Here is a 25,828-nt window from a genome sequence, read left to right as displayed (position 1 = left end):
CATGCAAAGTCAAATTATTGACCCAGCTAAAGCCGAACTTAATCATCATCACAGTGCAGCCACAGTTGATCATCACGAAGCGCATCCAGATCATCGCTTGTTTGGTTTGTTTGTCTTCTTGGTGGCTGAAGGGATGATTTTTATGGGCTTGTTCGGGGCCTATTTAGCTTTTCGTTCCACCTTACCTGTGTGGCCGCCGGCGGGTACTCCAGAGTTAGAATTATTGCTGCCTGGAGTCAACACCGTTAATCTAATTGCCAGCAGTTTTGTGATGCACAATGCTGATACGGCGATTAAGAAGAATGATGCGCGGGGGGCGCGAATTTGGTTAGCTATCACCGCCGCAATGGGGGCGATTTTCTTGGCGGGGCAGGTATATGAATATATGCACTTAGAATTTGGTTTAACCACCAATTTATTTGCTAGTGCTTTTTACGTGTTGACTGGGTTCCACGGACTGCACGTTACTATTGGTGTTTTAGCAATTGTGGCAGTGTTGTGGCGATCGCGCGTTCCCGGTCACTATAGTAATGAAAAACACTTCGGTATTGAAGCCGCAGAAATCTACTGGCACTTTGTAGACGTAATTTGGATTATTTTATTCGGATTACTGTATCTTCTTTAGGTATTAATTAGCAAGTTGTTCACTCCACGCGAATAACTTAAAAAATCAACCCCCATTGGGGGTTTTTTTGATGACTTAGGAGATGTAGAGGAAGCGATCGCATTCGGTGTAACTTGATGAATTAGTGCGATCGCACTAATTTCCCAATGTCCAATCTTCAAATCGTAACCCAGGGACACGGCAAAAATCACGCTGATTTCGCGTTACTAAAATCGCATCATTCGCAATTACAATTGCAGCAATTCTTAAATCTTGTGTACCAATCCGAATTTTCTGCTGCAAAAATTGCGCGTAACAATTAGCAGCTTCTTGGGTAAAGGTAAGTAAGTTAATACTATTAAAATAATTGTATGTTGCGTGTAGCTTCGAGTATGCAATTACTAATTTATCTAAAGCATCAGTTTGCCTAATGACATTAAATCTACCGCGAATTTGTTCTTCAAAAGTAATAATTGTCACGGCTATATTGTCAGGAGCAATTTGACTCACACGCTGGCTAACAAGAGGATGTCCATTTTGGAAAAGCGAAACAGAATCAGTATCTAATATCCACAAACTCATTATTCTTTGCCTTGTTCTGCATCCAATTGGCGGTAATATTCTGCCATTTCTGCATCTAATTCGCGTCGATATGCTTCGATATTTGCCAGCATATCATCAAATTGTGGGTCATCTTTAAACATTCCTGCAAATTTCATCCAAGGATGTTCTGAAGGTGTTTCTATTTCTTGAGTAACTATTTCGACATTTTTTAAGCGACTATTCACCAGTGTATGTAAATTATTTAGTGCATCTTCCCGCGTGGCTGCAAATACCTGACAATCTGGTAAACCCCAAACTGTTGCTTGATATCCATTGTTTTTTGCTTCTATTAATACAGAATAATTGAGTTTGGATAAGTTATTTACTTCATTGTTGTTTAAATTAGTAGTCATAAAGTTTTTCCGAATTATGTAGAGTGAGGAAATTTTTATTGTAATTTGTCTTATTTTCATATTTTGACATAAATTCAGATTGAGATCCCCGACTTCTTTAAGAAGTCGGGGATCTTATCTTGCGCCATAATTCTGCTGCAACTTTCCAAAATCGCGCGATATCATAGCAACAGTAACTATAGTCACTACTTAAGTAACCGTGGCTTTCACCTTCACCTTTGCTCTTAGCCAAAACCAAACTTTTGAATTGCGCTGCAATTACGGTACACGCCGTCTAGATGCTGATAAGTTAGCCAGTTTAATTAATCTGTGTGAAGAAAAATATTATGCTCAAAGGCAGGATGACACCGCACAATTGCGGAATATTGGGCGTGAACTGTATTCTTGGCTGGATGGTAAGGAAGGATGGCTACGGAGGGCGTTAGATGAGACAGATGAAGGGCGCATATATTTAGATTTAATTCAAACCAGTGAAGCACAAAGTTTAAACCCCCAAACGCAGAAAGTGGCGTTAGGTTTGGCACACTTGCCTTGGGAATTGTTACATGATGGCACAGTATTTTTACTGCAAAGACATCATGTACCCGTACCTGTGCGGACTGTGCAGCAAAGAAATACTAGTGTTTTAGATGTCCAAAATCGGCCGTTGCGGCTGTTGTTTATGGCGACATCACCAGAACACCCTGGTATTGCGCCGCTACAATTTGAGCAAGAAGAAAAAAATATCCTCGAAGCCACAAAAGAACAGCCTTTGGCGTTGATTGTCGAGGAAAGTGGCTCAGTTATTGAATTGGGGAATTTAGTTCAGTCAGAAGCAAAAGATTATTTTGATGTGTTTCATTTGACTGGACACGCGGTAATTTATACAGAGGCAGATTTAGGGCGTTATTTGCCTAAAGGTCGCAAAGTTAAGGATTATACTCCCTGCTTTATCACAGAAGATGATGAAGGAAAAGTAGAATTTACTACCGTTGATGATTTAGCAAAAGCTTTTCAAAATCGTTTTCCGCGTGTGGTGTTTCTCTCTGGCTGTCACACTGGGCAAATTGCCAACCAGGGAACAGTCCCTTCAATGGCGCAGGCTTTAGTGAAAGCGGGTGCGGGTGTAGTTTTGGGTTGGGCGCGTCCGGTGTTTGATAGAACTGGTATTATTGCGGCTCAGGCACTTTATCACGCTTTGGCGACTGGGGCGACGGTGGAAGATGCTGTCAAAGCTGCACAGCAAGAAATGATCGCTCAAGAATGCAGTGATTGGCATTTATTACGAATTTATCGGGATAGTCGCGCTATTAGGGAATTAGTCACACCGCTAAATACTAAAAAGCGGGAGAAGTTGAAGTTTACACCGCCTGAAAGTGAATTTCTGGATGAAAATAACATCGTTAAAGTTGCTAGTCATGGGGAATTTGTCGGGCGAAGAAAAGCATTGCAACGGGGAATGCGGGCGTTAAAACAAACTAGCGATGATATCGGCGTATTCATTGCGGGGATGGGAGGCTTGGGTAAGAGTTCCCTGGCGGCGCGGTTGTGTACGCGGGTGCAAGCGCAACGCCCGAAATTTGAACGGGTGGTGTTGATTGGGGTGGTGGATGAGGTAGGGTTAATTAACAAACTGGCGAGTAAGTATGAACGGTTTGCAGGTGTACCAGCTTTGTTAAATCAACCGGGAATTTCGTTTAAAGGGCGGTTGCAGAACTTTTTTGAAGCGATAGAAGACGAACACGATAAGCCTGTGTTGTTGGTTTTGGATGATTTTGAGCAGAATATCCCCCAAGAGAATGTGGCTGATAGTAGTTTGCGAATGACGACGGCTGCTTATGATGTGTTAGCGGCGTTGTGTGCGGCGTTGTCTGAAAATCAAGCCCAAAGTCGGTTGATTGTCACCTGTCGTTATTTGGAAGAAAATACTTTACCTCCCCATCGTCTGCATTTGGAAAAATTAGCAGCGATGGGTGAGGCGGATATTAATAAAATTTACTGGCAATTGGATGGGGATGTGCGGTTGCAAGTGAAAAAACAGCGCCTTCTCAAAATTGCTGACGGAAATCCGCGCTTGTTGAAGTGGTTGGTGGAAGTGGTGCAGTTACCAGATGTAGCAGAAGAAGAATTGTTGACAAAGTTGGAGGGTGTACAGCTTAAGTTTCGAGAAAATATTTTGGCGGAAACGCTGTTAAATGCTTTGGAGGATGAGGAGAAAAAGTTTCTCGCTCAGTTGAGTGTGTTTCGTTTGCCGGTGACTATTGAAATTATTAACTCCCTTTCGCCCCTACTCCCCACTCCCCACTCTCCACTCCCCAAGTTAATTAGCCTCAGCCTAGTAGAATCAGGGACGACTTATGCCAAGCAAACGCCAGAATATCGAGTGACGACGATTTTAGCACCATTGCTGCAACCACTATTAACTGAAGAAGAATGGCAAACTACGCAAAAAGCAGCGACGCAGATAATTTACCGCAGTTGGTGGGAAGAACCGGATAACCCCAGTGAAGAACAAGCACGAGAAATAGTTAGGTTAGCTGTATTGGCGCAGGAAAAAGAAATCGCTGTGAGTGTGGGAGATAACATTGCTAATAATTGCGTGAATCGTAGCCGATATATGGAAGGTTGGGAATTATGCCAAGAAATTCTGCAATTGGGTAAAGATTACCGGATTTTAGGAACTATTGCTAGGGCGGAAAGAATGTTGGGTTTTGTCAAGGAAGCACTGACGCATTATGAACAAGCTTTAGAACTGTGTCCAGAAGATGATTTAACAAGAAAAGCGGTGACGCTCCACAACATGGCAGGATTAAAAGCCCAAAAGGGAGATGTTACCGGGGCTTACGCTCTTTATCAGCAATCTTTGGATATCAATGAAAGCATCAACAATGTGGGAGAGAAAGCCGCCACACTACACGAAATGGCTCGTTTAAAAGTCCAACAGGGAGATGTCACAGATGCAATTGCTCTTTTCCAGCAATCTTTGGATATAAAAGAAAGCATCAACGATGTTCGAGGTAAAGCCGTTACGCTCCACGAAATGGCTCTTTTAAAAGTCCAACAGGGAGATGTCACAGATGCAATTGCTCTTTTTCAAAAATCTTTGGATATCCAAGAAAATATCAACGATCTCCGCGGAAAAGCTACAACCATAAACAGTATGGCAATATTAAAAGCTCAACAAGGAGATATCACTAGTGCTATTACTCTTTTTCAACAATCTTTGGATATTAAAGAAAGCATCAATGATGTCCAAGGCAAAGCCATCGCGCTAAACAACATGGCTTATTTAAAAATGCAATATGGAGATATTACAGGGGCGCTTGCCATTTTTCAGCAATCTTTGGATATCCAAGAAAACATCAACGATGTTCAAGGCAAAGCCATTACACTACACAACATGGCAGGATTAAAAGCGCAACAGGGAGATGTCACAGCCGCGATCGCTCTTTATCAGCAATCTTTGGATATCACACAAAGCATCAACGATGTGGGAAGGAAAGCAGCGACGCTAAACAACATGGCTCAATTAAAAGCCCAACAGGGAGATGTTACAGGGGCTTACGCACTGTACCAGCAATCTTTGGAAATTGCAGACAGCATCAACGATGTGCAAGGTAAAGCTATGTCACTGGTGAATATGGCTTATTGTGAAAGAGAGAGGGAAAATAAAACAGAACAATTAGAACTCAACTTGCAAGCCGCGCAATTATTCGCCCAAGTTCACGCTTATATTGATTTGTGTACTGTTTTAAATAACTTAGGTTTATCTATGGAAAGCAAGGGGCTTGTTTACCTTGCTCAAGCTGTGTGGCTGTGTTTGCGAGTGCAAGTACCTTTGAATGATACCATAGATACGCTCCGGTCTATGTATGATCGCATACCCCAAAGCGATGAGATGGAAGCTTTGTTAGGTGCAGTTGCAATGTATTTCTGTCAAGTTCGCGGTGATGAGTATCCGCAGTTAGAGGAGTTGCAACAGCGCAGTTTTAAGATTTTAGCAGGTGCGGCTACTGCTCAAGGTATTGAACCGGAAGCTTTGGTTACTTGGATTGAGCAGCAACGGTTAAATGACCCTAATTATTTTATCCCGCGTTTAGTGCAACTGTTAGAGGCGATTGTTGGCGATGAGTGGTTATTTGAGCGTTTTTGAGTTTTTCCAGATCCCCGACTTCTTTAAGAAGTCGGGGATCTAATCGTCGAGTCAATACTTTTCGGATAAAGCCTTACTCATCCTAGATTTAGATCCCCCCGCCTACGGCGACCCCCTTAAAAAGACTACGGTGTACACACAAGTGGTAGCTGCAAGGGTTTCAGACGTTATAGCCTCCTGAAATTGTCATTACGAGCGCAGTGATAACGGAGCGAAGTAATCGCATAATCTCGTAGTTTTGGCGATTGCTTCGTCGTTCCTCCTCTCTGCGAGACGCTACGCGAACGCAATGACAGGTTTTCAAAGCGATCGCACAACTTAGAGCTATTGGTCATTTGTACTGACAAAGAACTAATGACCAATGACCAATAACCAATGACTAAACTAACGCTTTCAATAACGCCTGGAGTTTGAGTTGGACTTCAGCAAATTCTTTATCGGGGTCAGAACCGGCGACGATACCGGCACCTGCGTACAGTCTAGCGCGATCGCCATCAATTAATGCCGAACGAATCCCCACAATAAATTCGCAGTTACCTTGCGAGTCTATCCAACCCAGAGGTGCAGCATATAAACCCCTCTCAAAGCTTTCGTAACGCCGAATTTCTGCACAAGCCACATCTCGCGCTGCGCCAGCAACGGCTGGTGTCGGATGCAGTTGAGCCACAATTTTTAAGGGGTGGACGTTAGGGGGAACAGTGGCGCTAATGGGTGTCCATAAATGTTGGATGTTAGATAGCTGTCGCAGACGTGGCGGTAATGTTTGGGGGGATAATCCTAGCTGTGATAAGCGTTGAGTTATAAAATCAATGACTAATGAGTGTTCGTGTCTTTCTTTTTCACTGTTGAGTAAGCGATTTGCATTCGCCGCGTCTTCGGCTGGTGTTTTACCCCGTGGCGCAGAACCCGCTAAAGCATCGGTGATTAATTGTTGATTTTGAATACAAATTAATCTTTCTGGACTTGCACCGATAAAGTTTTGCCCTTTACCATTACTGGTGGAAAAAACATAACAATTAGGATGAATTTGTCGGAGATTATCTAATGATTTATATAAATTAAACTGATGATTGGCCCTGACATCTAAAGCATCTGCTAAAACAATTTTGCTGAGATGACTAGCTTGGATTTTTTCTAAAGCCGAAACAACAGAACGCTTAAATGCTGTACCTTGTGTTACAGGTTGTTTACTCAAGTGGGTTGAGAAAAAGTCAAGTTTAGGTGAGAAATATTCTAAAGAATTAATTAGTTCGACTTTACTCCATAAATCATGCCAGATTTTATCTAAATTGGTGTTGGCTGTGATTAATAGGTTAGCCACTAAGATACAGTCCTGATTTTTTACAGCTATTTGCCAGCGCGGTAAAAATATCGTCGCGGAAGGAAAAGGATAATCTGTTTGAATATTTTGGTTAAAAAAACTAAAGTAACAAAAAAAACGGGGGACGGCTAAAGGTTTGTGAATATCTCCAAAAGGAATTATATTTTTTAGACAACTTTTGATAAAATATTCTGCTTGATTAAATCGGTCTTGCCCATTAATTTGTAATTTTGTGACAGCATCAATCGCGGCGATCGCTTCGCCTTTACCTCTATTCTCAAAGTAAAAATTTATTTCATTTGCTTGCGCTAGTTTATCCAATACAACTAAAGGATCAACCCATTCGAGTTCTAGGGAAATACTCACAATTTGCTGACAATTATTTGTGAGGCAATTTTCTTGAACCGCTAACAGAAATTGGTATATGTCTTTGTGCGTTACAAAGAAGTTGTTACGACATGGTGAAACTGTCATGGATCTAGGAATAGTAAATTTTTTTTAAGTAATCTTCCTAAAGTGTAATTAATCATGGTCTATTTCTACAGGTATCATATTCAGACGACATTTCACCAGAGTATAGTTTGCTTTGTTTTAGGTATTACCAAACGCTGACAATCTATGCTCAGTTTCAGCCTGTAACTAAAGAATAAGTTTTACTAAGGATATGGTTAATCAGTTCAAAAAAGTGCTGACTATTCAGGGCTAATTACTGAGTAAAATAATTAAATAAGAATTCAGAAGTCAGGATTTAGGAGGCAGAATTAATTGGTGGGGATGTAAGCCAGTTATTAATTCTAGACAACTAGTTTTGAGATTTCTAGAGGGTTGAAATTATTAATTCATACCTCAAGATATAGCAGTCTTATTTGATGTGTGAACAACTGAGACAAGGGAGACAAGGAGGAGAGGGTAGACAAGGTAGAGAAATGTTTGTAAATCATTTAATATGGCTATATTAGGACTCATATTTGATTTCTGAAAAAAATCAGTACATTCAGATCAGGCTTCTTTCCTACTCCCGACTCCCCATTCCCTATTCCCTACCTACACAAATAAATTCAGAAATCAAACCGGATTCCTATAGGCTGGATTCTATTTTGATAAGCAATCAATATTAACTAATGACTACCAAGCAGATTTCACATTCCAAAAATAAGCTGTGGATGGCGGCAATTAAACCACCAATGTACAGTGTGGCGATTATGCCTATATGGATAGGAACAGCAATTGCTTTTGCCGAAAAGAAGATTTTGAATACAACAGTATTTTTAATTTTTTTAGTAGCAGCAATATTAATTCTGGCATGGGAGAACTTGAGTAATGATGTGTTTGATTCTGAAACAGGAATCGATAAAAATAAACATCATTCCCTAGTGAATTTAACGGGGAAGAAGTCACTCATATTTTGGTTAGCAAATCTGTGTTTGGTAATTGGGTTGTTAGGAATACTCGCGATCGCTACTTGGCAACAAGACCCAACTGTGATCATCATGGTGTTAGTGGCTTGTACTTTGGGTTATATGTACCAAGGGCCACCCTTTCGGCTAGGATACCAAGGATTAGGCGAAATTCTCTGCTTTTTTGCCTTTGGGCCTTTGTTAGTGCCAACGGTATATTACAGCCAAACTCAAACTTGGTCAGTTGCTAGTTTTGCAGCTTCGGTGATTGTTGGGATTGTAACTAGCTTAATTTTGTTTTGTTCACACTTTCACCAAGTTAAGGATGACATAGCCGCAGGAAAGCGATCGCCAATTGTGCGTTTAGGTACAGCTAACGGTGCAAAGGTTTTAGTTTGGTTTACCGCCAGTATCTATCCTTTGTCTTTATTGTTGGTGATTTTGGGAATCTTCCCAGTCTGGACATTATTGAGTTGGTTGAGTCTACCATTTGCTTTCAAATTATGTCGCCACGTCCAAGAAAATCACAACTATCCAGATAAAGTTAGCAATTGTAAATTTATCGCGGTGGCTGTACATTTCTGGAGTTGTTTGTTTTTGGGTGCAGGATTTTTTATTGGGTGATGATTTACAAGAGGTACGAAAAGAATAATTAACCGCAGATGGACGCAGATGAACGCAGATGAATTTGTACCTCAATACTCAGCACTCAGCACTTTTTGAATTTCGTCCTTACCAGCGAAAATTTGCGCGTCCGCTTACCACTCATCATGGTGTTTGGGATATCCGCGAGGGAATTATCCTGCGTCTGGTTAATGAAGCAGGGAATGTTGGCTGGGGGGAAATTGCGCCTATTAGTTGGTTTGGTTCGGAAACTTTAGAACAAGCTTTGAATTTTTGTCGCCAACTACCTAAAGAAATTACATCTGAAACTATTTTTGCAATTCCTTATGATTTACCCGCTTGTCAATTTGGGTTTGAGTCAGCGTTTGGGGGAATGGAGAGTAGGGAATGGGGAGTGGGGGAAAACATGAGTTGTACCTGGATTTCTCACAAGAGAGAAATCCAGGGGAGTGGGAAGGGTGGGAGGATGGTGAAGAAATCTTTCCCCCCACACTCCCCACACTCCCCACACCCGCTACCCATACGTGAGAAATTCGGGTGTAGTGGATTACTTGCTGCGGGTGAGGTGGCTTTACAACAATGGCAAAAGCTGTGGGAAGAAGGATATCGTACATTTAAATGGAAAATTGGTGTTGATGCGATCGCCCAAGAACTCGCAATCTTTGATAACCTATGTCGTAGCTTACCCGCCTCAGCTAAACTGCGCCTCGATGCTAACGGCGGACTCAGTTATGAAGCAGCAAAATTATGGTTAGAGACTTGTGACAAAATTCAGGGTGAAGTAGCCGCAGAAATTGAATTTTTAGAACAACCCCTACCTGTGAACGAATTGGCAGGGATGTTGGAGTTAAGTAAATTTTACCGAACTGCGATCGCATTAGATGAATCTGTCGCCACACTCCAACAACTCATCAGTTGTTATCAACAAGGTTGGCGAGGAATTTTTGTCCTCAAACCCGGAATTCTCGGTTCGCCATCAAAGCTGCGTCAGTTTTGCCAACAACATGAAATTGATGCTGTATTTTCCTCTGTATTTGAGACTTTCATTGGTAGACAAGCTGCACTTAACCTAGCAGCCGAATTATCTCGCAAAAATAGAGCCGTTGGTTTTGGTGTTGATCATTTTTTTGCCCAAGCAGCAGCAACAAATCCTGAAAATTTATGGAACAACCTTTAACTTATCTGCAAAATTTACCTCCATCTGATTGGTTAATTACTGATAACAACCATCAATTTTCAGCAATAGCAAAACAACTATATTTAGAACTCACAGAAAAACAACGCCACACACCACCAAAAATTATCTTAGCTGAACGCGAACCAGTCAAATTTCTAGCCAGCTTTCTCGCCGCTTGTGCAGCCAATTGTCCAGTATTTCTCTGTAACCCCGACTGGGGAACCCAAGAATGGCAACAAGTATTTGAATTAGTCCAACCAGATATTATCTTAGGAATCAATTTTAATTCCCACTCCTCACTCCCGGTTGGTGAGCGAAGCCGAACCACCACTCCCAACTCCCCATTCCCAACTCCCTACTCCCCCCAAATCATGATTCCCACAGGCGGTTCATCAGGTAATATCAAATTCGCCATCCACACTTGGCAAACCCTCACCGCATCTGTAGAAGGATTTAGAGAATATTTTCAGTTAACACAAGTGAATTCTTGTTGTGTATTACCCCTTTATCACGTCAGTGGGTTAATGCAATTCATCCGTTCTTTTACAACTAGCGGTAAACTCACTATTCTGCCATTCAAAACTTTAGAATCTGGAAAAATACCTACAATTCAACCAGCAAAATATTTCCTTTCCTTAGTACCAACTCAATTACAACGCCTTTTACAAAATTCAGAATTAACCCAATGGTTAGCCCAATTTCAAACTGTTATGTTAGGCGGCGCACCAGCTTGGCAAGAATTATTAGAAAAAGCCCGATTTCATAACATAAGATTAGCACCAACCTATGGCATGACAGAAACCGCTTCGCAAATTGCCACCCTCAAACCTGATGATTTTCTTCAAGGTAAAATTAACAGTGGGCAAATTTTACCTCATGCCCAGGTAACAATTCACAATCCCAAAGGCGAAGTTTTACCACCTAATCAAATTGGGAATATTACTATTCAAGCCAAATCTTTAGCTCTTGGTTATTATCCTCATCATTGGGACAATCAAGATTATTTACAAGTAGATGATTTAGGCTTTTTAGATAATCAAGGTTATCTAAATATTATTGGACGTAACAGCGAAAAAATTATTACAGGTGGCGAAAATGTTTACCCGTCCGAAATTGAAGCAGCTATCCGCGCAACTCAATTAGTTGTTGATGTTTGCGTAATTGGTGTACCCGATAAACATTGGGGACAAGCTTTAACAGCTATATATATTCCTCAAAATACTCATATTTCTCATTTAGAAATTGCAACTTTACTAAAAAATCAACTCAGTAAATTCAAAATTCCTAAACATTGGATTTGCCTGGAAGATTTACCCCGTAACGCCCAAGGTAAAGTTAACCATCAAGCACTACAACAAATAGCCGCAGAATTTCTGCACAATTAACCCGTTGATGACAAATGAGTTAATACCAATTTTTTATGAAGCTGCATAGAATCAGGAAAGTCTTACTGGAGCTAGATTTCTTAATTGCGAGTTGTGAATTGCGAATTGCGAATTGGTATTAGATTTGTGTAGATTGGGTGGAGGAACGGAACCCAACATTTTCAAGACTTTGTTGGGTTTCGCTATCGCTTCACCCAACCTACTTTTCTTAGGTAGCGGAGAAATGAGAGTTTGACAGGTGTTGTGCGTCAGTCTTGTATCATTTTCCATCTTGGAGATTACGTGAATAATTCTCGTCTTCTCGTTGAATGAATTTGTGGCTAATTAAATCACGCCGCAATGTCATGTAATCAGGATGATAACGACTGAGAATTTCATTCACCATCGGTTCAGGATATTCAACTCCTGGCTCAAACTTCTGAGAAAGCCATTTAAGAATGACTAAGCGTTTTTTACGACTTACAGGAATTTCCTTAAGGCGCTGAAATCCATCTGAACTGTTGGAATTACTGTCTAAATAACTGTGTAGAACTTTGTTTTCCCAAGCTTCAGTATCTATATTTTCAATTAAAGATGCTATCCTTCCTGGCGTAAAAACTTCCTTACTGATGTTTTCTAAGGCTTCACTATCTAACTGATACAAACGGCTGTTACCATCAGGGCGCATGGTCACTAAATTTACTTCTTTAAGTTTCGCTAAATGGTGAGATACGGTCGGTTCTTTGAGTTGCATGAGTACAGCTAATTCTTCCACACTACACTCTTGATGTGCCAAAATACCTACTATTTTCAATCGACTTTCGTCAGCTAACACTTTAAAAAACTGTAGTAGGGTCTGAAACTGTTCTTTTCCCATAATTTTGTTATAATCAATTCGATTACGATCTAATTAGAAAGAAATCGAATTAGTTATGCTGTCCTCCTAAGATGCAGCAGTAATCTCCTATTGGTTAATTTTTTTATTAATGTCAATTTTGCGATTTGTTTAGAGAAAAAATGAGTTTTCTTAAGTTGTTCTTTACATTTCGCTATGCTGAAACATTCGTTAGTTAGAAAAATCAGAAACAGAACAATTAAACAAGGTACATCTCTTGTACAAGCGGCTAGATTTTTAGGCGTAGACCAGAGTACTTTGTATGTAGCTCTGCAAAAAGGGCAAATTCCCTCAACCACTAGAAATGGTAGGATTGTGATTAGTCAAGGAGCCTTAATGGATTATCAAGCGAGGATCAGACCTCTCTTATAAGTAATTGAAATAGCAATGATTAGAAATTAAAATTTAACCGAGATTGAGTAGCGATCGCCTAAACAATGTCAATGATTAATTGACATAGAGTTCTAGTCTAGCGTAATAAAAACCAATTCAAGATAGCAAATACAAATTTGGGTAGATACACAATGTTTTTTTAGGAAACTGTATTTTAATCAAACACAGATATTTTGCTGGGTAAATTTTTAGTTGATGTTTTTTCAGCCAGACTTGGCGATCGCTTCACCAAAACCATCACCCAAGTTTATTGATAAAGTAATAGAGTATTTTCCTTGTTGAAATTATGACTACTGTTATTCGCGTTGCAAAACCTGTTAGTCAAATGCAACTAGCGCCCGGTAGTACAGTGACGATACCTAATGTCAGTTGGTCAGAGTTTGAAGCGATTTTGGCGGAATTGGGACACAAGCGGCGTTCCAGAGTAGCTTACAGCCAGAGTACTTTAGAAATTATGGTTCCTTTACCTGAACATGAAAAGCCGAAAGAATTAATTTCTGATTTTGTCAAAACCTTACTCAGATATCAAGGCAGACGATACGAACCTTTTGGTTCCACTACTTTCAAAAGGGAAGGTGTCGCCGGCGTTGAACCCGACGCTTGCTTTTACATCCAAAATTATCAGCGCATGATTGGTCGTCGTCGCTTGGAACCAGATGACCCACCACCGGATTTAGCAATTCAATCGGATGTTACTTCTAAAACTAAACTTGATGCTTATGCAGCCGTTGGCGTGGCGGAACTTTGGGTTTATGATAACGGCACACTGAAAATTTATCTATTGCGTGATGGAATTTATTTAGTTTCTGATTACAGTCCTTTGTTTGAAGATATCCCAATCAAGCAAATCATTCCTACTTTTGTAGAACGTGCTTGGCAAGTTGGTAATCTGCAAGCATTAGAAGAGTTTGAAGTGGCGATCGCAAATGGATGACACTTCAGTACAAATATTAATTATCTATTGAGGCTGGGTGTGGGGGTGCAAGGGCGTAGGTTTTCATTCAGCAATGCTTCACCCCTAAACCCCCATACCCTTTCACCCTCAATTTATTAACCAAACTGCTGTTCAACATCTAAGTTAAACAACATTTGCAGTGTTTGCATACAGCGCCTTCTGGCCTCTACATCCTGCTGCGCTCGTAATTGCACCATTGGATCATGTAAAATTTTGTTAACGATGCCTCGCGTTAAAGCCTCAATGACTTCTTGATGTTTGTCACCAAATTCCGAACCTAAGCGCGACAAAGCTTTTTCCAATTCTTGCTCGCGGATAGTTTCGATTTTATTTCGCAGACAGCTAATAGTAGTTACAGTTTCTAAACTGCGCCACCACACATCAAAAGCTTCTACTTCTTCATCTAAAAGTTTTTCGGCTTCTTGCGCCATTTTGCGGCGGCTTTCGTAGTTCTGTGCAACGACGGCTTTTAAATCATCGACGTTAAACGCTTGGACATGCGCCAATTCATTTACATCTGAGTGGACGTTACGCGGCACAGAAATATCAAATAACATTAAAGGACGGCCAGGTTCTAAGACTACTTCTAACTTGGCACGGTCAAGTATTGGCTCGGTTGCAGATGTACTTGTAAATACTAAATCACTTTCGGCAATTACAGTCATCATTTCCCCAAGCAGATGGGTGCGGATGGGGTGTTCTGAGAATTGCTGTGCTAATTCTTGGGCGCGATCGCGGGAACGATTCACAATACTAATTTGTGTCGCACCTTTAGAAACTAAATGTTGTACCAGCAACCGCGACATTTTACCAGCACCGAGAATTGCCACTCGACAAGCTGCTAAATTATCTGCTTTGATTTGTGCCAATTCCACAGCTGCCGAACTAATAGAAACTGCACCAGTACCAATACTGGTTTCGGTGCGGACTCGCTTACCAGCTGTAATTGCTTGTTTAAATAACCGATTCAAAATTGTTTTTATACCGTTGTATTGCTGCCCCAGTTTATGAGTATTCTTCACCTGAGCCAGAATTTGACCTTCGCCGAGGACTAAACTATCTAAACCTGCGGCGACGCGCATAATGTGCATCACAGCATCTTCGTGCAGCAATACAAACAAGTGTTGTCTTAAAGAAGCTACAGGTAATTTGCTGTGTTCTGAAAGAAATTGAGTAACTTCGCGCACACCTTGGTCAGTTTCGCTGGCGACAATGTAAATTTCCAGACGGTTGCAAGTGCTGAGTATGGCTACTTCGTCAATGTGGGGATAACTAGTTAAATTAGCGATCGCACTTTCAGTTTGTGGTTCTGGAATACTCAGCTTTTCTCTAACTTCGACTGGGGCTGTTTTATGGCTTAACCCCACCACTGCAATATTCATTTCTTATCAACAATTAATAATGGGTTATTAACAATTGGGGAGTGGAAGTAAAAAGTCAAAAGGCAAAAGTAAAAAACAAAAATATTTTTTACTTTTTACTTTTTACTTTTGACTTAATGAATCTCTCTCCCTACTCCCTGAGTTTCTAGTGCAATTGCAGAGTCTTAGGCTGGTCGAACATGTGGATTGTATCGACGAATCTAGCTGTCTTAGACTGGCTAGAAATAACCAAGCTTTGAGTTCTCGCACCACCGTGGAAGAACCGGACACCGTTCATCAAGTTACCAGAGGTAATACCGCAAGCAGCAAATAGAACATTTTCACCAGATGCGAGTTCATGAGCATCGTAGACCTTATCGGGGTCAGTGATGTTCATAGATTGCAAACGCTCAATGTTAGCTTCTTTGCTTTCCCCAATTAGACCTGTTTTGACTACAGCTGGATCGTAGATCAATTGGCCTTGGAAATGTCCACCCATAGCCCGCATAGCCGCCGCAGAAATCACACCTTCAGGTGCAGCACCAATACCCATGAGTGCATGAATATTAGTTCCCGCAAAACCACAAGATATTGCAGCGCCTACGTCACCATCAGAAATGAGTTGGACTCTAGCGCCAGCATCGCGGATTTCTTTAATCAAGTCGTTGTGGCGTTCGCGCTTCATGACGACTACTACGAGTTCATCAATTGAGCGATCTAGACACTCGGAGAGAATTTTGAGGTTTTCGGTGGCTGACTTGTTGATGTCTACCTTACCTTTAGCGGCTGGAGGTGCTGCGAGTTTCTTCATGTAGAAGTCAGGTGCAGCAAACAAGCCACCTTTTTCAGAAATTGCCAACACAGCCATTGATCCAGGCTGTCCGTAGGCTACCAAGTTTGTACCTTCGCAGGGGTCTACGGCGATGTCAATTTCGACTAATTCATCTGGATTACACAATTCTTTGGCATCTTCACGGGTACAGATACCAACTTCTTCACCGATATACAGCATAGGAGCGTCATCACGTTCCCCTTCCCCAATCACAATGCGACCGCGCATATAGATTTTGTTCATACGCTCCCGCATAGCTTCTACTGCTACTTGGTCAGCTGTATTCTTTTCGCCTTTACCCATCCACTTTGCAGATGCGATCGCGGCTTGTTCTACTACCTCAATAATTTCTAACCCAAGCGTATTTTCCACAGAGTCCCCCTCTCAACTGCTCTCTATTGCGTTATTTCATCTAGCCATTTCAGTTTTCAAGTCTACCAAAGTGCCGATACCTATGGAAAATAGTATTGACTCATACAATTGTTAATTTTTGCTGCTGATTGATGTCAATCTATACCAGTAAGGCAAAAATACAGTTCTTTTGTACTGATAGTATAGGAAGATTAACTGAACAGATGAAATCTCTCAAGAGATTGCTGCACAAGACTTTAAGACAAACTGATCAATTGTAATATGATTTATCAATCATTCAGTCGGTATAATAAACACCCTTTTGTGGTGTGTGCATATAACTAGAGTAAGTCAAAAAAACTGCGTACAAGTTGACTAAAAAAATTAGCTACAACAGCAATTCATCTCATCACCTACCCCCGACAAATAAAATTGAACCCGCACAGCCGGTAACTGAGCGCAGCCGAAGTGCAGCAACTCCAACCCCTCGGTGTAAGATGTCAATAAATTCATCCCTCAACTCATCAACACTTCACACTTTATGTTGGACTTCCTCAACCCGCTTCTCGGTCGCCATCCCGAAAAAATTAAAGCTAACGTCGAAATATACACTTGGCAAACCTGCCCTTACTGCATCCGTGCCAAAATGCTGTTGTGGTGGAAAGGCGTAAACTTCACCGAATATAAAATTGACGGTGACGAAGCCGCTAGAGCCAAAATGGCAGAACGTTCAAATGGCCGTCGTACAGTCCCGCAGATTTTCATCAATAATCAACATATCGGCGGTTGTGATGACATTTATGAGTTAGATACCAAAGGTCAACTCGACTCGCTATTAACTCAGACGGTATAATTTCCCAATCTAGATGCAAAAACTGTGTAGAAAAGATTTCCGATGTAGTCTACGTCAACCAATTATTATGGGCGAATACTACAGATATAGGACTTACGCAGACTCTACGATTTCTTGGCGTTCTACCCTGCGGGAAGCCGCTTGCGCGTCTAATGCGACTTGGCGGTTCGATAAATTAAGCTTTTTGAGAATTTTTGCGTAAGTCCTGAGATATAGAAGATAAATAATAATTTGGCTTATTTACTTGATACAAATATAGTTACCTATATTCTTAAGAAAAATCAAATTATAGATAATAAAATTTGGGAATTAAGGCGGCTAAAACAAGATATTTTAGTTCAGGATTTTGCCTTTGCCAAGGTATTAAAGATTTATAAATTTATTCTAAGCTCACTAATTGATAAAAGATTCTCTTAACTGATGTGATGAAATTTTGTTGCGCGATCGCATTAAGCTCAGATCATGACTAAAAAACAAGGTAAAGTTTACCTCGTCGGTGCAGGGCCAGGAGATGTGGCGTACCTGACAGTTAAGGCTTATCATCTCTTGGCTGTGGCTGAGGTGTTGGTCTATGATGCTCTGGTGGATGAGCAATTGCTGGAGTGTGTACCAGCAAGTTGTTTAAGGTTAGATGTGGGTAAGCGTGGTGGTAAACCAAGTACAACCCAAGGGGAAATTAACAAATTATTGGTGCAGCACTGTCAAGCTGGTCAACAAGTTGTCAGGCTAAAATCAGGCGATCCGTTTATTTTTGGACGCTGTACTTCCGAAATTGAAGCTTTAAAAGCAGCAGGTTGTGAATTTGAAGTTATACCGGGAATTTCCTCCGCTTTAGCCGCGCCGTTGTTTGCGGGAATTCCATTAACAGATGCGGCTATGAGTCGGTGTTTTGCTGTGTTTACCGCCCACGAACCAGATACTTTGGACTGGGAGGCGCTGTCAAGGTTAGAGACGCTTGTCATCTTGATGGGTGGACAACATTTGCCGGAAATCATACATCAATTATTACGGCGTAAGCGATCGCGCCTCACTCCCATTGCCATTATCCGTTGGGCAGGAACGCCGAATCAACAAGTTTGGACTGGTCAATTAAACAATATCCTCGAAAAAATCACTGGGTTATCACTCTCGCCAGTGGTAATTGTGATTGGTGAAGTGGTCAGGCTGCGGCAGTACTTACAATCTGAGAAAATAAATTCTGAGGATTCCACTACAGCAACTATTCCCAGTCTGCCAAATATGTCCAACCACCTCCCCCTCGCTGGAAAAACTATCTTAGTCACTCGTTCTGTGGGACAGTCGAGCGAATTTAGCGATCGCCTCCAGGCGGTTGGTGCTAAAGTCATTGAAATGCCAGCTTTAGAAATTGGCCCGCCTTCCAGTTGGGCAGATTTAGATCATGCGATCGCTAGTTTATCTGACTTCGACTGGTTAATTCTCACTTCTACCAATGGAGTGGAATACTTTTTTGCCAGATTAACAGCATTGGGTAAAGATTCTCGCGCCTTAGCTAATGTCAAAATTGCTGTTGTTGGTGAAAAAACAGCCCAATCTCTCAAACAACAAGCACTCAAACCAGATTTTATTCCACCTAACTTTGTGGCCGATTCTTTAGTAGAAAATTTTCCCGAAGCATTGCTAGGTAAAAAGATTTTATTCCCCAGAGTTGAAACCGGTGGTCGAGAAATTTTAGTTAAAGAATTAACCGCCAAAGGTGCAGAAGTTATCGAAGTTGCAGCTTATCAATCTTGCTGTCCTGATAATATTCCTGAATCAGCAAAGTTAGCACTACAAAATCATCAAGTAAATATTATTACCTTTGCCAGTTCTAAAACTGTGCAGTTTTTCTGTCAAATTATCGATCGCACATTTGCAAATCATACTGTTATCAATTTACAGAATGTTTGTATTGCTTCCATCGGCCCCCAAACTTCTAAAACTTGTCAAGCTTTATTTGGTCGAGTAGATGTAGAAGCTGAAGAATATACCTTAGAAGGACTAACTCAAGCTTTGGTGAAATGGGCGGAGGGAAGTGGGGAGTTTTGATGAACATCTGGAGGGGAGACAAGGGAGACAAGGGAGATAAAATCCTTGTGAGTAAATAACTGGGATAATCTATTTTTTGTGTATCCCAGGAGAAAGATTACTTTTATCCAAACTGAAAAAATTGGTTAAGGGTTTACTTCCTCTCGGTGCCATTCTTGATTTTCACCAAGCTGATAAATAGTTCTATTTTGTGGTTCGCCGCGCAACTCTAAATGATCAACCTGCACGGGATCAAGTAATAGCAAGCAAAAATTGACAACTGGCTGTAAAGGATCAGGGGCTGGTGGTGTAAACGCCTCTGGTGTTGTGTCTCTAGTTTTACCAGGATGCGGCCAAGCAAATTGTAACCGGGCTGCATCACTGAGTGCTTGCCAAGTAGCGAGTCTCGCTGATTGCAGTGAAGCATCATTACTATCTACCAAAGTTAAGCCGCCAGCAATGCGAAACTGTTCGCGGGTGTTGGGGAAATACCAGCAAGCTTCCGCCCAAGGTTGAGATTTTACCTGGTCAATTTTATTGCTACGGGTGTCAGTAATAAATTTTAGCTGATTGGTATCGTTGAGAAAGTCACGAAAGACTACAGTCCGATTCGCAGGACGATGATCTGCCCGGATTGTCGCCAGTTGTAGGTAACGAGAGTATATCAGACTACGGTTGCGATGTAGGGCGCGAGCGATCGCACCTCGCCAAGGAGCAAGGGACATTATGTAGTTTCGTTGCAATTGGTACAGCTACAGACTTAGCGCAAAGTGGGAAATTTTGCAATCTTTTATCCTCAACCTACTTGGCGTATAGTCGTAATCTATTCAAAACCAACAAGACTGGATTATGGTTCGAGAGCTTGAAAGAAAACGTCAGGGTGTTAAGTTTCCCGAAACTGCGCCAGCAGCCAATCCTGTATTTTTCAGGACTTATAGCCGCCGCACAGGAGTAGGATTAAGAGAATCGTGGGATGAAGTGTGCGATCGCACCATCCAAGGCTTAATCGAATTAGGTAAGCTCAACCCAGAAGAAATTGCCCTCCTAGAAAAAACCCAACACCAACTCAAAGCTTTACCTAGCGGCCGCTGGCTGTGGGTAGGTGGTACAGATTGGATAAATAAACCCAAGAACTTTTCCGGTGGGTATAACTGCACCTCCACCAATCTCCAAGACTGGAAAGCCTTCGGTTTAATGATGGATTTGGCTATGATGGGCTGCGGTACAGGAGCCATCATCGAACCCCAGTATATTAATCAACTGCCTCCCATCCGCAATCGCCTCAATATTACAGTACAAGGCGAAATCGGCAGCACTCCAAAAAACTTACGTCGTGAATTTACACAAACCGATATAGAAGGCAACCGCGTTACCATTCATGTTGGTGATAGCCGCGAAGGTTGGGTTGCATCTTATCAAACTTTGTTGGAACTCTCCACAGATGAAAGATTTACAAGTGAAGTAGAAGTATTTGTTGATATCAGTGATGTCCGTCAAGCCGGAGAAACCCTCAACGGTTTTGGCGGCGTTGCCAATCCGGTAAAATTGCCTGGATTGTATCAACGTTGTGCTGACATTTTAAATAAAGCTTTAGGCAGACAATTAAATTCTGTAGAATGTTGCCTATTAATCGATGAAGCTGCTGTAACAATTGTTGCCGGAAACATTAGGCGTTCAGCTGGTATGCGTCAGTTTACTGCTGACGATGAACTAGGGGCAAATGCCAAAGATAATCTCTGGCAACAAGATGAAAACGGTAACTGGCGCATTGATCCTGAGCGTGATTCTCTACGTATGGCGAACCATACAAGAGTATTTCACCGCAAACCAACATTAGAAGAATCGATCGCAGCTGTTCAAAAACAATATTACAGTGGCGAAGGTGCAATTCAATGGGCTGGTGAAGCTGTTGCGAGAGCTAACATTGATTTGCTTGCTACCCAAGCATTGAAAAAAGAGTTCTTGCAAGCTTACAACCAAGGAACAGCTAAAGACTGGTTGCAACAAAAATATCCTTATATTAATGCGGATGAGTTAGAACATCGTTTAGCTCGCTTTGGTTTAAACCCGTGTGGTAAGTAATTTTGCCTCACGTTAAACACCGGGGAAAATCGGTGAACCCTGCGATTGGGAATACCGAGGTAATCAAAGGAATTAAAAAACCTTAGACACTGTACAGACTAGAGAGTGAAACTTTTTAAGCTATAAATAATCAGAAATTTACGTAGTTTAAAAAGAATATAATCTGGGTTATACCCCCGTTATTAATAACGGCTCCACGAGTCTCCGGCTACTAAATATTAGTAGAAAATATAGTCGGATCTACGAGGAATCAAGAACTCGTAGAACTAGAGGATAAAGAGCCTCTGGGTTAACAAAATGGAAATTATTGGTAGCAACTTCCACTGCAACTTGTCTGAAATTCATCTCAATCAAATTGACCCATTTAATTACAAAGAACAAGAGGAAGCTTTCACTGCTGGAGCTTTATCTGTAGCGACACTTCTCAACCATAAATTTTTAGAACCGCGCTATCAATATAGTCGGGAATTAGACCCAATTGTTGGGGTTTCTTTCACTGGCTTATTTGATTTCTTTGTTCATGCTTTTGGTGTGGACTGGTTGCGCTGGTGGGCAGAAGGTAGACCAGCTACTCCCCAAGGGTTAGCATTTAAACACCAAGAGGAAAAATATCTCAGCTTTTGGAGAGAAGTAGTACATAAGGCAGTGTGGGATTATTGCGATCGCCATCACCTTAAACGTCCAAATCGTTGTACTACAGTCCAACCAAGCGGTACTAAATCTCTGTTATCTGGCGCGAGTTCTGGATGGCACCCACCCAAAGCCCAAAGATTTATTCGCCGCATCACTTTCCGCAAAAATGACCCCGTAGCCTTAGCTTGTATTGACTACGGTTATAATGTCATTCCCTCTCAATCAGACAAGGACGAACAAGGTAACTTATTAAACAACCCCTTCGATCCTCGTGTCAGTGAATGGCTAGTAGAAATTCCTGTTGCTGTACCTTGGGCTGATTTACCCGGTGCTGATCAAATTGATGTTTCTCGATTCCCCGTCTTAGCCCAATTTGATTTTGTCATGCAAGTGCAGCGCCATTACGTCACCCACAACACATCTGCTACCCTAGAACTTCGCGCTGATGAAGTGGAACCCTTGGGAACACGAATTTACGAAGCCATCCAAAATGATGAAGGCTATATCTCCGCCGCCCTGTTAGCACGATTTGACGATTTACAATCATTCCCCCGCTTGCCATTTGAACCTATAGACAAAGCAACTTACGAGCGTTTATCTCAAGAAGTGTTAGCGCGACGCAAAACCGATGACTTCTGTGCTGTTCTCAGCCGCTACGACTCTGGTGAGTTAATGGAAGCAGGCCCCAGTGGTTGTGATTCTGATAAGTGTATGTTCCCAGATCAACAACCCAACTAAGAGTAAGTCAAAAGGTGAGCCATTGCGGTGGACGGGTTTCCCGGCATAAAGGAGACAGTGCCGTGGTGAAGCAGTCCGGTCTTGGGGGTTTCCCCCAGGAGGAACTGCTGAAAGGGTCTCCCGACTTGAGGCAACTGTCGTCAAATGGCAAACCCGAAGGGCAAAAGTAAAAAGGTAAAAGATTTATTTTGACTTTTGCCTTTTTACTTTTGACTTTGAATCCCGCGTTACGATTGATGAAGAAGTAATAATTTTTTATGGCATTGCCAGGAGAATTTTAATGTTTCTTGACGAATTGTCACCAATATTTAAAGAATTAACACAGCACCCAGTCTCTTTTCTCGGTGGTTTCTTCTCTGGTGTACTAAGACTAAACCTCAAAGATGATCCTGTTAAAAGCTGGCTAGATCAACAAAGAGGCGTAACTAGCTACTCCCAATCTCCAACCGAAGCCAACAATGGCAAAGCTACAGGGCCGCAAACCATTTCTATTGAATAAATTTGCTGCTATTTTCCAATTAAATACACCACTTTGCACCTGCAACTCTAACTCGTAGCTATAGGAAAGTTGCAGGTTAATTTTTGCTTTCTTAGAGTAATGTAAAGATTAGTTAACAGTATGTATAAAGTAAAACCTTTATTACTTATGAAAAACTAACAAAATCGGTAAAGACATTGGTTAATTTTAACACAAGCAATTTTTATCCAAAAAAAATATAAGTTTGGCTTATTTTATGTTATTTGGGATTGTAATGTCCCATACTTTGAAAAATGTCACAATCAGTTATCATTATGAGCGTAAGCGTAAGTTCAGCCGCATGGACAGTTTAGTTGAAGTCACGCTAGCACTATGATTGCTGCGCCACAACGTTCGCCATCAATGAAAATAAATCATAAGCCACGACACAAAATTTGTAGTTTGTTGATCTCTGTTTTCTCGCTGAACTAAACGCTGTTTGTTGACAATTACGTGATCCCACATGACTATTTACGTTGGAAATCTCTCCTACCGCGCTACTGAAGCAGATTTAAAAGCAGTATTTGCAGACTATGGCGAGGTCAAAAGAGTTGTCTTGCCTACTGATCGAGAAACAGGACGGATGCGAGGCTTTGCTTTTGTTGAAATGGAAGAAGACGCTCAAGAAGATGCAGCCATTACTGAGTTAGATGGTGCCGAATGGATGGGTCGGCAACTCAGAGTCAACAAAGCAAAACCGCGAGAAGATAACCGAAGAGATGATGGACGACGAGATGGTTGGGCGAAAAAACAAGAAATCTAAACTGAGGGAAAATAATAGTAGCAAATTGATTTGCAGTAATGCAAGAATTTGACTAATAGCAATTGCAAAACTAAAAGTCAGCAAATCTAAATATTTGGGTTTGAGATGTGAATGCTGCTGGCTTAGTTACAAATTGCTTTAATTATTCAACCGTCAAAGAAAACTTTAGCCGACTGTTGTGAGCTAAAAACCAAGTCTCAGCAGCAGTCGGTTTTTTACGGATCAGGTAAGTCTGGGAGTGATATTGCCAACGTTGGTAGCTAGAGAAAACTTGGCGTAACGTAGTTTAACATGACTGAGCCGCTTTAAGTAAATTTACCTTGTTTAGTCTTAGTCAGGGCAAGCACTTCAACTGCCAACGAGACTTTTCTACCTTGAGACATTCACCCAAAATTGAGCCATTTCTTTAGTTTGTCTAAAGCCAGGTCAAGGTTATCAAATTACCTTTCTAAGATAGAAGCAGCAGCTATGAGTTGCTACCCATGACTTTACCCACCCAACTATTAACCAGTCACTAGGGAGAACGCCAAAATGGCTAAAGCGCCAGAATCTCTAGAGTTGCCAGTCAACGATCATACAGATAAAAGTTTAGATCGTGATTGTACAACCTTATCCCGTCATGTTCTTCAGCAACTTCAAAGTTTTTCCCCTGATGCTCAGGATTTGAGTGCGCTGATGAATCGCATTGCCCTTGCAGGTAAGTTAATTGCCCGTCACCTCAGCCGTGCAGGCTTAATGGAAGGTGTTCTCGGATTTACCGGGGATGTGAATGTCCAAGGTGAATCTGTGAAAAAAATGGATGTCTACGCCAACGATGTGTTTATCTCGGTGTTTAAGCAAAGCGGCTTAGTTTGTCGCCTAGCTTCCGAAGAAATGGACGACCCCTATTACATCCCAGAAAACTGCCCTGTCGGTCGTTATACCTTGTTGTATGACCCAATAGATGGTTCTTCTAACACCGATACCAATCTCAGCTTGGGTTCCATTTTTGCGATTCGCCAACAAGAAGGAGACGACGCTGATGGTTTAGCCAGCGATTTACTGACCAATGGACGCAAGCAAATTGCTGCTGGCTACATACTATATGGGCCAAGCACTATGCTGGTTTATAGTATAGGTAGAGGGGTGCATTCATTTACTCTTGATCCCAGCTTGGGCGAGTTTATCCTTACCGAAGAAAATATTCGGATTCCTAACCACGGCTCAGTTTATAGCGTGAATGAAGGAAATTTCTGGCAGTGGGAAGAGTCGATTCGAGAATATGTCCGCTATGTACATCGTACAGAGGGTTACTCTGCTCGTTATAGCGGGGCGATGGTGAGTGATATCCATCGCATCTTAGTTCAAGGCGGTGTATTTCTCTATCCAGGTACAATTCAAAAGCCAGAAGGCAAATTACGCTTACTGTATGAATCTGCACCTCTGGCTTTTTTGATTGAGCAAGCAGGTGGTCGTGCAACTACAGGATTAATGGACATTCTGGACGTAGTGCCGAAAAAACTACACCAACGTACACCTTTGATTATTGGTAGTAAAGAATCGGTAGCAAAAGTCGAGTCTTTTATTCAAAACGGTCACTAGTATTAGAAGTCAAAAGTCAAAAGTCAAAAATAAATTTTATTTACTAATAACCATTGACTATTGACCATTGACCATTCACTTTTAACTGTTTCTTACTGTGAAGTTATTTTTGTCGTGATTTGCTAGTGTCTGCTTGGGATGAGGAAGAGAAAATCTCGCTACTAAAAACAGAAGCAGGGATTATTTCAGCTGGTCGATGCGATAAGTGATTGGCAAAGCCAAAATGCAAAAGTCACCATCATTTCGGATGGATTGCCAAGTTCACTTGGAGACA

20 protein-coding genes and 2 pseudogenes are annotated in these 25,828 nt (G+C 41.5%); 14 read left to right on the top strand and 8 right to left on the bottom strand.

The window, feature by feature from the left end; translation table 11 throughout:
- Window position 1 precedes the first annotated feature (1 nt).
- Window positions 2-625, top strand: a complete 624-nt coding sequence (locus H6G74_RS00595) for a cytochrome c oxidase subunit 3 (RefSeq protein ID WP_190965828.1) — start codon at window positions 2-4, stop codon at window positions 623-625.
- Here H6G74_RS00595 and H6G74_RS00590 read toward each other — a convergent pair.
- From H6G74_RS00590 to H6G74_RS00580, 3 genes are read right to left on the bottom strand one after another with little or no spacing between them, the layout of a single operon-like run.
- Window positions 622-786 (bottom strand): hypothetical protein, encoded by a 165-nt coding sequence (locus tag H6G74_RS00590; RefSeq protein ID WP_190965827.1) that lies wholly within the window; start codon window positions 784-786, stop codon window positions 622-624. The two genes, H6G74_RS00595 and H6G74_RS00590, sit on opposite strands and share 4 nt — an antisense overlap.
- Window positions 761-1,186 carry a type II toxin-antitoxin system VapC family toxin gene (locus tag H6G74_RS00585; RefSeq protein WP_190965826.1) on the bottom strand — a complete coding sequence of 142 codons (426 nt, stop codon included), beginning with the start codon at window positions 1,184-1,186 and terminating at the stop codon, window positions 761-763. The genes H6G74_RS00590 and H6G74_RS00585 overlap by 26 nt, the downstream gene beginning before the upstream one ends.
- Window positions 1,186-1,560 (bottom strand): type II toxin-antitoxin system HicB family antitoxin, encoded by a 375-nt coding sequence (locus tag H6G74_RS00580; protein WP_190591192.1) that lies wholly within the window; start codon window positions 1,558-1,560, stop codon window positions 1,186-1,188. Before H6G74_RS00580 ends, H6G74_RS00585 begins: the two co-directional genes overlap by 1 nt.
- A 199-nt stretch (window positions 1,561-1,759) precedes the next feature.
- Here H6G74_RS00580 and H6G74_RS00575 point away from each other — a divergent pair, with 199 nt between their 5' ends.
- Entirely contained in the window at window positions 1,760-5,692 is a 3,933-nt protein-coding gene (locus H6G74_RS00575; protein WP_190965825.1) for a tetratricopeptide repeat protein, read from the top strand.
- Between the two features lie 379 nt (window positions 5,693-6,071).
- Here the strand turns inward: H6G74_RS00575 and H6G74_RS00570 are convergent, their stop codons facing one another.
- Window positions 6,072-7,487, bottom strand: a complete 1,416-nt coding sequence (locus H6G74_RS00570) for an isochorismate synthase (protein ID WP_190965824.1) — start codon at window positions 7,485-7,487, stop codon at window positions 6,072-6,074.
- Between the two features lie 647 nt (window positions 7,488-8,134).
- Here H6G74_RS00570 and menA point away from each other — a divergent pair.
- The 3 genes from menA to H6G74_RS00555 are packed head-to-tail and all read left to right on the top strand — an operon-like array spanning window position 8,135 to window position 11,596.
- A complete protein-coding gene (menA, locus tag H6G74_RS00565; protein WP_190965823.1) occupies window positions 8,135-9,034 on the top strand; it encodes a 2-carboxy-1,4-naphthoquinone phytyltransferase in 900 nt (299 codons plus the stop codon).
- A gap of 58 nt (window positions 9,035-9,092) precedes the next feature.
- Complete coding sequence (locus H6G74_RS00560) at window positions 9,093-10,211, top strand: o-succinylbenzoate synthase (protein WP_190965822.1); 1,119 nt, start codon at window positions 9,093-9,095, stop codon at window positions 10,209-10,211.
- A complete protein-coding gene (locus H6G74_RS00555; RefSeq protein WP_190965821.1) occupies window positions 10,196-11,596 on the top strand; it encodes a 2-succinylbenzoate--CoA ligase in 1,401 nt (466 codons plus the stop codon). The genes H6G74_RS00560 and H6G74_RS00555 overlap by 16 nt, the downstream gene beginning before the upstream one ends.
- Before the next feature lie 259 nt (window positions 11,597-11,855).
- On the opposite strand, the gene H6G74_RS00550 is transcribed toward H6G74_RS00555, so the two are convergent.
- Window positions 11,856-12,452 (bottom strand): DUF2087 domain-containing protein, encoded by a 597-nt coding sequence (locus H6G74_RS00550; protein WP_190965820.1) that lies wholly within the window; start codon window positions 12,450-12,452, stop codon window positions 11,856-11,858.
- Between the two features lie 174 nt (window positions 12,453-12,626).
- Here H6G74_RS00550 and H6G74_RS00545 point away from each other — a divergent pair, with 174 nt between their 5' ends.
- Together H6G74_RS00545 and H6G74_RS00540 are read left to right on the top strand one after the other, a co-directional pair.
- Window positions 12,627-12,842: a helix-turn-helix domain-containing protein gene (locus tag H6G74_RS00545; RefSeq protein ID WP_190965819.1), complete on the top strand. Its 216-nt coding sequence runs from the start codon at window positions 12,627-12,629 to the stop codon at window positions 12,840-12,842.
- Window positions 12,843-13,149: 307 nt separating this feature from the next.
- Window positions 13,150-13,797: a Uma2 family endonuclease gene (locus H6G74_RS00540; RefSeq protein ID WP_190965818.1), complete on the top strand. Its 648-nt coding sequence runs from the start codon at window positions 13,150-13,152 to the stop codon at window positions 13,795-13,797.
- Between the two features lie 116 nt (window positions 13,798-13,913).
- Here the strand turns inward: H6G74_RS00540 and H6G74_RS00535 are convergent, their stop codons facing one another.
- A complete protein-coding gene (locus tag H6G74_RS00535; RefSeq protein WP_190965817.1) occupies window positions 13,914-15,200 on the bottom strand; it encodes a glutamyl-tRNA reductase in 1,287 nt (428 codons plus the stop codon).
- 145 nt (window positions 15,201-15,345) lie between these two features.
- The gene (glpX, locus tag H6G74_RS00530; RefSeq protein ID WP_190965816.1) at window positions 15,346-16,383 is read right to left on the bottom strand and encodes a class II fructose-bisphosphatase; all 1,038 of its coding nucleotides are present in this window, start codon (window positions 16,381-16,383) and stop codon (window positions 15,346-15,348) included.
- 520 nt (window positions 16,384-16,903) lie between these two features.
- Here glpX and grxC point away from each other — a divergent pair.
- A complete protein-coding gene (grxC, locus tag H6G74_RS00525; RefSeq protein WP_190965815.1) occupies window positions 16,904-17,215 on the top strand; it encodes a glutaredoxin 3 in 312 nt (103 codons plus the stop codon).
- A 462-nt stretch (window positions 17,216-17,677) separates the two neighbouring features.
- Window positions 17,678-19,261, top strand: coding sequence for a uroporphyrinogen-III C-methyltransferase (gene cobA / locus H6G74_RS00520; RefSeq protein ID WP_190965814.1), 1,584 nt, complete (start codon window positions 17,678-17,680; stop codon window positions 19,259-19,261).
- 125 nt (window positions 19,262-19,386) lie between these two features.
- Here cobA and H6G74_RS00515 read toward each other — a convergent pair whose 3' ends face one another.
- A complete protein-coding gene (locus H6G74_RS00515; RefSeq protein WP_190965813.1) occupies window positions 19,387-19,965 on the bottom strand; it encodes an Npun_F5749 family FMN-dependent PPOX-type flavoprotein in 579 nt (192 codons plus the stop codon).
- Between the two features lie 124 nt (window positions 19,966-20,089).
- On the opposite strand from H6G74_RS00515, the pseudogene nrdJ (H6G74_RS00510) reads away from it, so the two are divergent.
- From nrdJ (H6G74_RS00510) to fbp, 5 genes and pseudogenes are all read left to right on the top strand, one after another.
- Window positions 20,090-21,319 (top strand): annotated as a pseudogene (gene nrdJ / locus H6G74_RS00510) (ribonucleoside-triphosphate reductase, adenosylcobalamin-dependent); the annotation flags it as partial.
- Between the two features lie 303 nt (window positions 21,320-21,622).
- Window positions 21,623-22,693, top strand: a pseudogene (nrdJ, locus tag H6G74_RS00505) (ribonucleoside-triphosphate reductase, adenosylcobalamin-dependent); the annotation flags it as partial.
- Between the two features lie 280 nt (window positions 22,694-22,973).
- Window positions 22,974-23,192, top strand: coding sequence for a hypothetical protein (locus tag H6G74_RS00500; protein ID WP_190965812.1), 219 nt, complete (start codon window positions 22,974-22,976; stop codon window positions 23,190-23,192).
- Between the two features lie 481 nt (window positions 23,193-23,673).
- Window positions 23,674-23,973, top strand: a complete 300-nt coding sequence (locus H6G74_RS00495; protein ID WP_190965811.1) for an RNA recognition motif domain-containing protein — start codon at window positions 23,674-23,676, stop codon at window positions 23,971-23,973.
- A 531-nt stretch (window positions 23,974-24,504) separates the two neighbouring features.
- Window positions 24,505-25,554, top strand: a complete 1,050-nt coding sequence (fbp, locus tag H6G74_RS00490; RefSeq protein WP_190965810.1) for a class 1 fructose-bisphosphatase — start codon at window positions 24,505-24,507, stop codon at window positions 25,552-25,554.
- Window positions 25,555-25,828 lie beyond the last annotated feature (274 nt).

This window comes from Nostoc spongiaeforme FACHB-130, from assembly GCF_014698475.1.
GTDB lineage: Bacteria > Cyanobacteriota > Cyanobacteriia > Cyanobacteriales > Nostocaceae > Nostoc_B > Nostoc_B spongiaeforme.
The sequence above is the reverse complement of the archived record's forward strand: the minus strand, read 5'-3'. Positions and strand labels throughout refer to the sequence as shown.

Excerpts from the sequence above, each read along its gene's own strand:
- H6G74_RS00515 (WP_190965813.1), bottom strand. The coding sequence starts at position 19,965 with ATGTCCCTTGCTCCTTGGCGAGGTGCGATCGCTCGCGCCCTACATCGC.
- H6G74_RS00595 (WP_190965828.1), top strand. The coding sequence starts at position 2 with ATGCAAAGTCAAATTATTGACCCAGCTAAAGCCGAACTTAATCATCAT.
- fbp (WP_190965810.1), top strand. The coding sequence starts at position 24,505 with ATGGCTAAAGCGCCAGAATCTCTAGAGTTGCCAGTCAACGATCATACA.
- H6G74_RS00495 (WP_190965811.1), top strand. The coding sequence starts at position 23,674 with ATGACTATTTACGTTGGAAATCTCTCCTACCGCGCTACTGAAGCAGAT.
- menA (WP_190965823.1), top strand. The coding sequence starts at position 8,135 with ATGACTACCAAGCAGATTTCACATTCCAAAAATAAGCTGTGGATGGCG.
- H6G74_RS00560 (WP_190965822.1), top strand. The coding sequence starts at position 9,093 with ATGAATTTGTACCTCAATACTCAGCACTCAGCACTTTTTGAATTTCGT.
- H6G74_RS00570 (WP_190965824.1), bottom strand. The coding sequence starts at position 7,487 with ATGACAGTTTCACCATGTCGTAACAACTTCTTTGTAACGCACAAAGAC.
- H6G74_RS00545 (WP_190965819.1), top strand. The coding sequence starts at position 12,627 with ATGCTGAAACATTCGTTAGTTAGAAAAATCAGAAACAGAACAATTAAA.
- H6G74_RS00535 (WP_190965817.1), bottom strand. The coding sequence starts at position 15,200 with ATGAATATTGCAGTGGTGGGGTTAAGCCATAAAACAGCCCCAGTCGAA.
- H6G74_RS00540 (WP_190965818.1), top strand. The coding sequence starts at position 13,150 with ATGACTACTGTTATTCGCGTTGCAAAACCTGTTAGTCAAATGCAACTA.
- cobA (WP_190965814.1), top strand. The coding sequence starts at position 17,678 with ATGACTAAAAAACAAGGTAAAGTTTACCTCGTCGGTGCAGGGCCAGGA.
- H6G74_RS00580 (WP_190591192.1), bottom strand. The coding sequence starts at position 1,560 with ATGACTACTAATTTAAACAACAATGAAGTAAATAACTTATCCAAACTC.
- grxC (WP_190965815.1), top strand. The coding sequence starts at position 16,904 with ATGTTGGACTTCCTCAACCCGCTTCTCGGTCGCCATCCCGAAAAAATT.
- H6G74_RS00500 (WP_190965812.1), top strand. The coding sequence starts at position 22,974 with ATGTTTCTTGACGAATTGTCACCAATATTTAAAGAATTAACACAGCAC.
- H6G74_RS00550 (WP_190965820.1), bottom strand. The coding sequence starts at position 12,452 with ATGGGAAAAGAACAGTTTCAGACCCTACTACAGTTTTTTAAAGTGTTA.
- H6G74_RS00585 (WP_190965826.1), bottom strand. The coding sequence starts at position 1,186 with ATGAGTTTGTGGATATTAGATACTGATTCTGTTTCGCTTTTCCAAAAT.
- H6G74_RS00555 (WP_190965821.1), top strand. The coding sequence starts at position 10,196 with ATGGAACAACCTTTAACTTATCTGCAAAATTTACCTCCATCTGATTGG.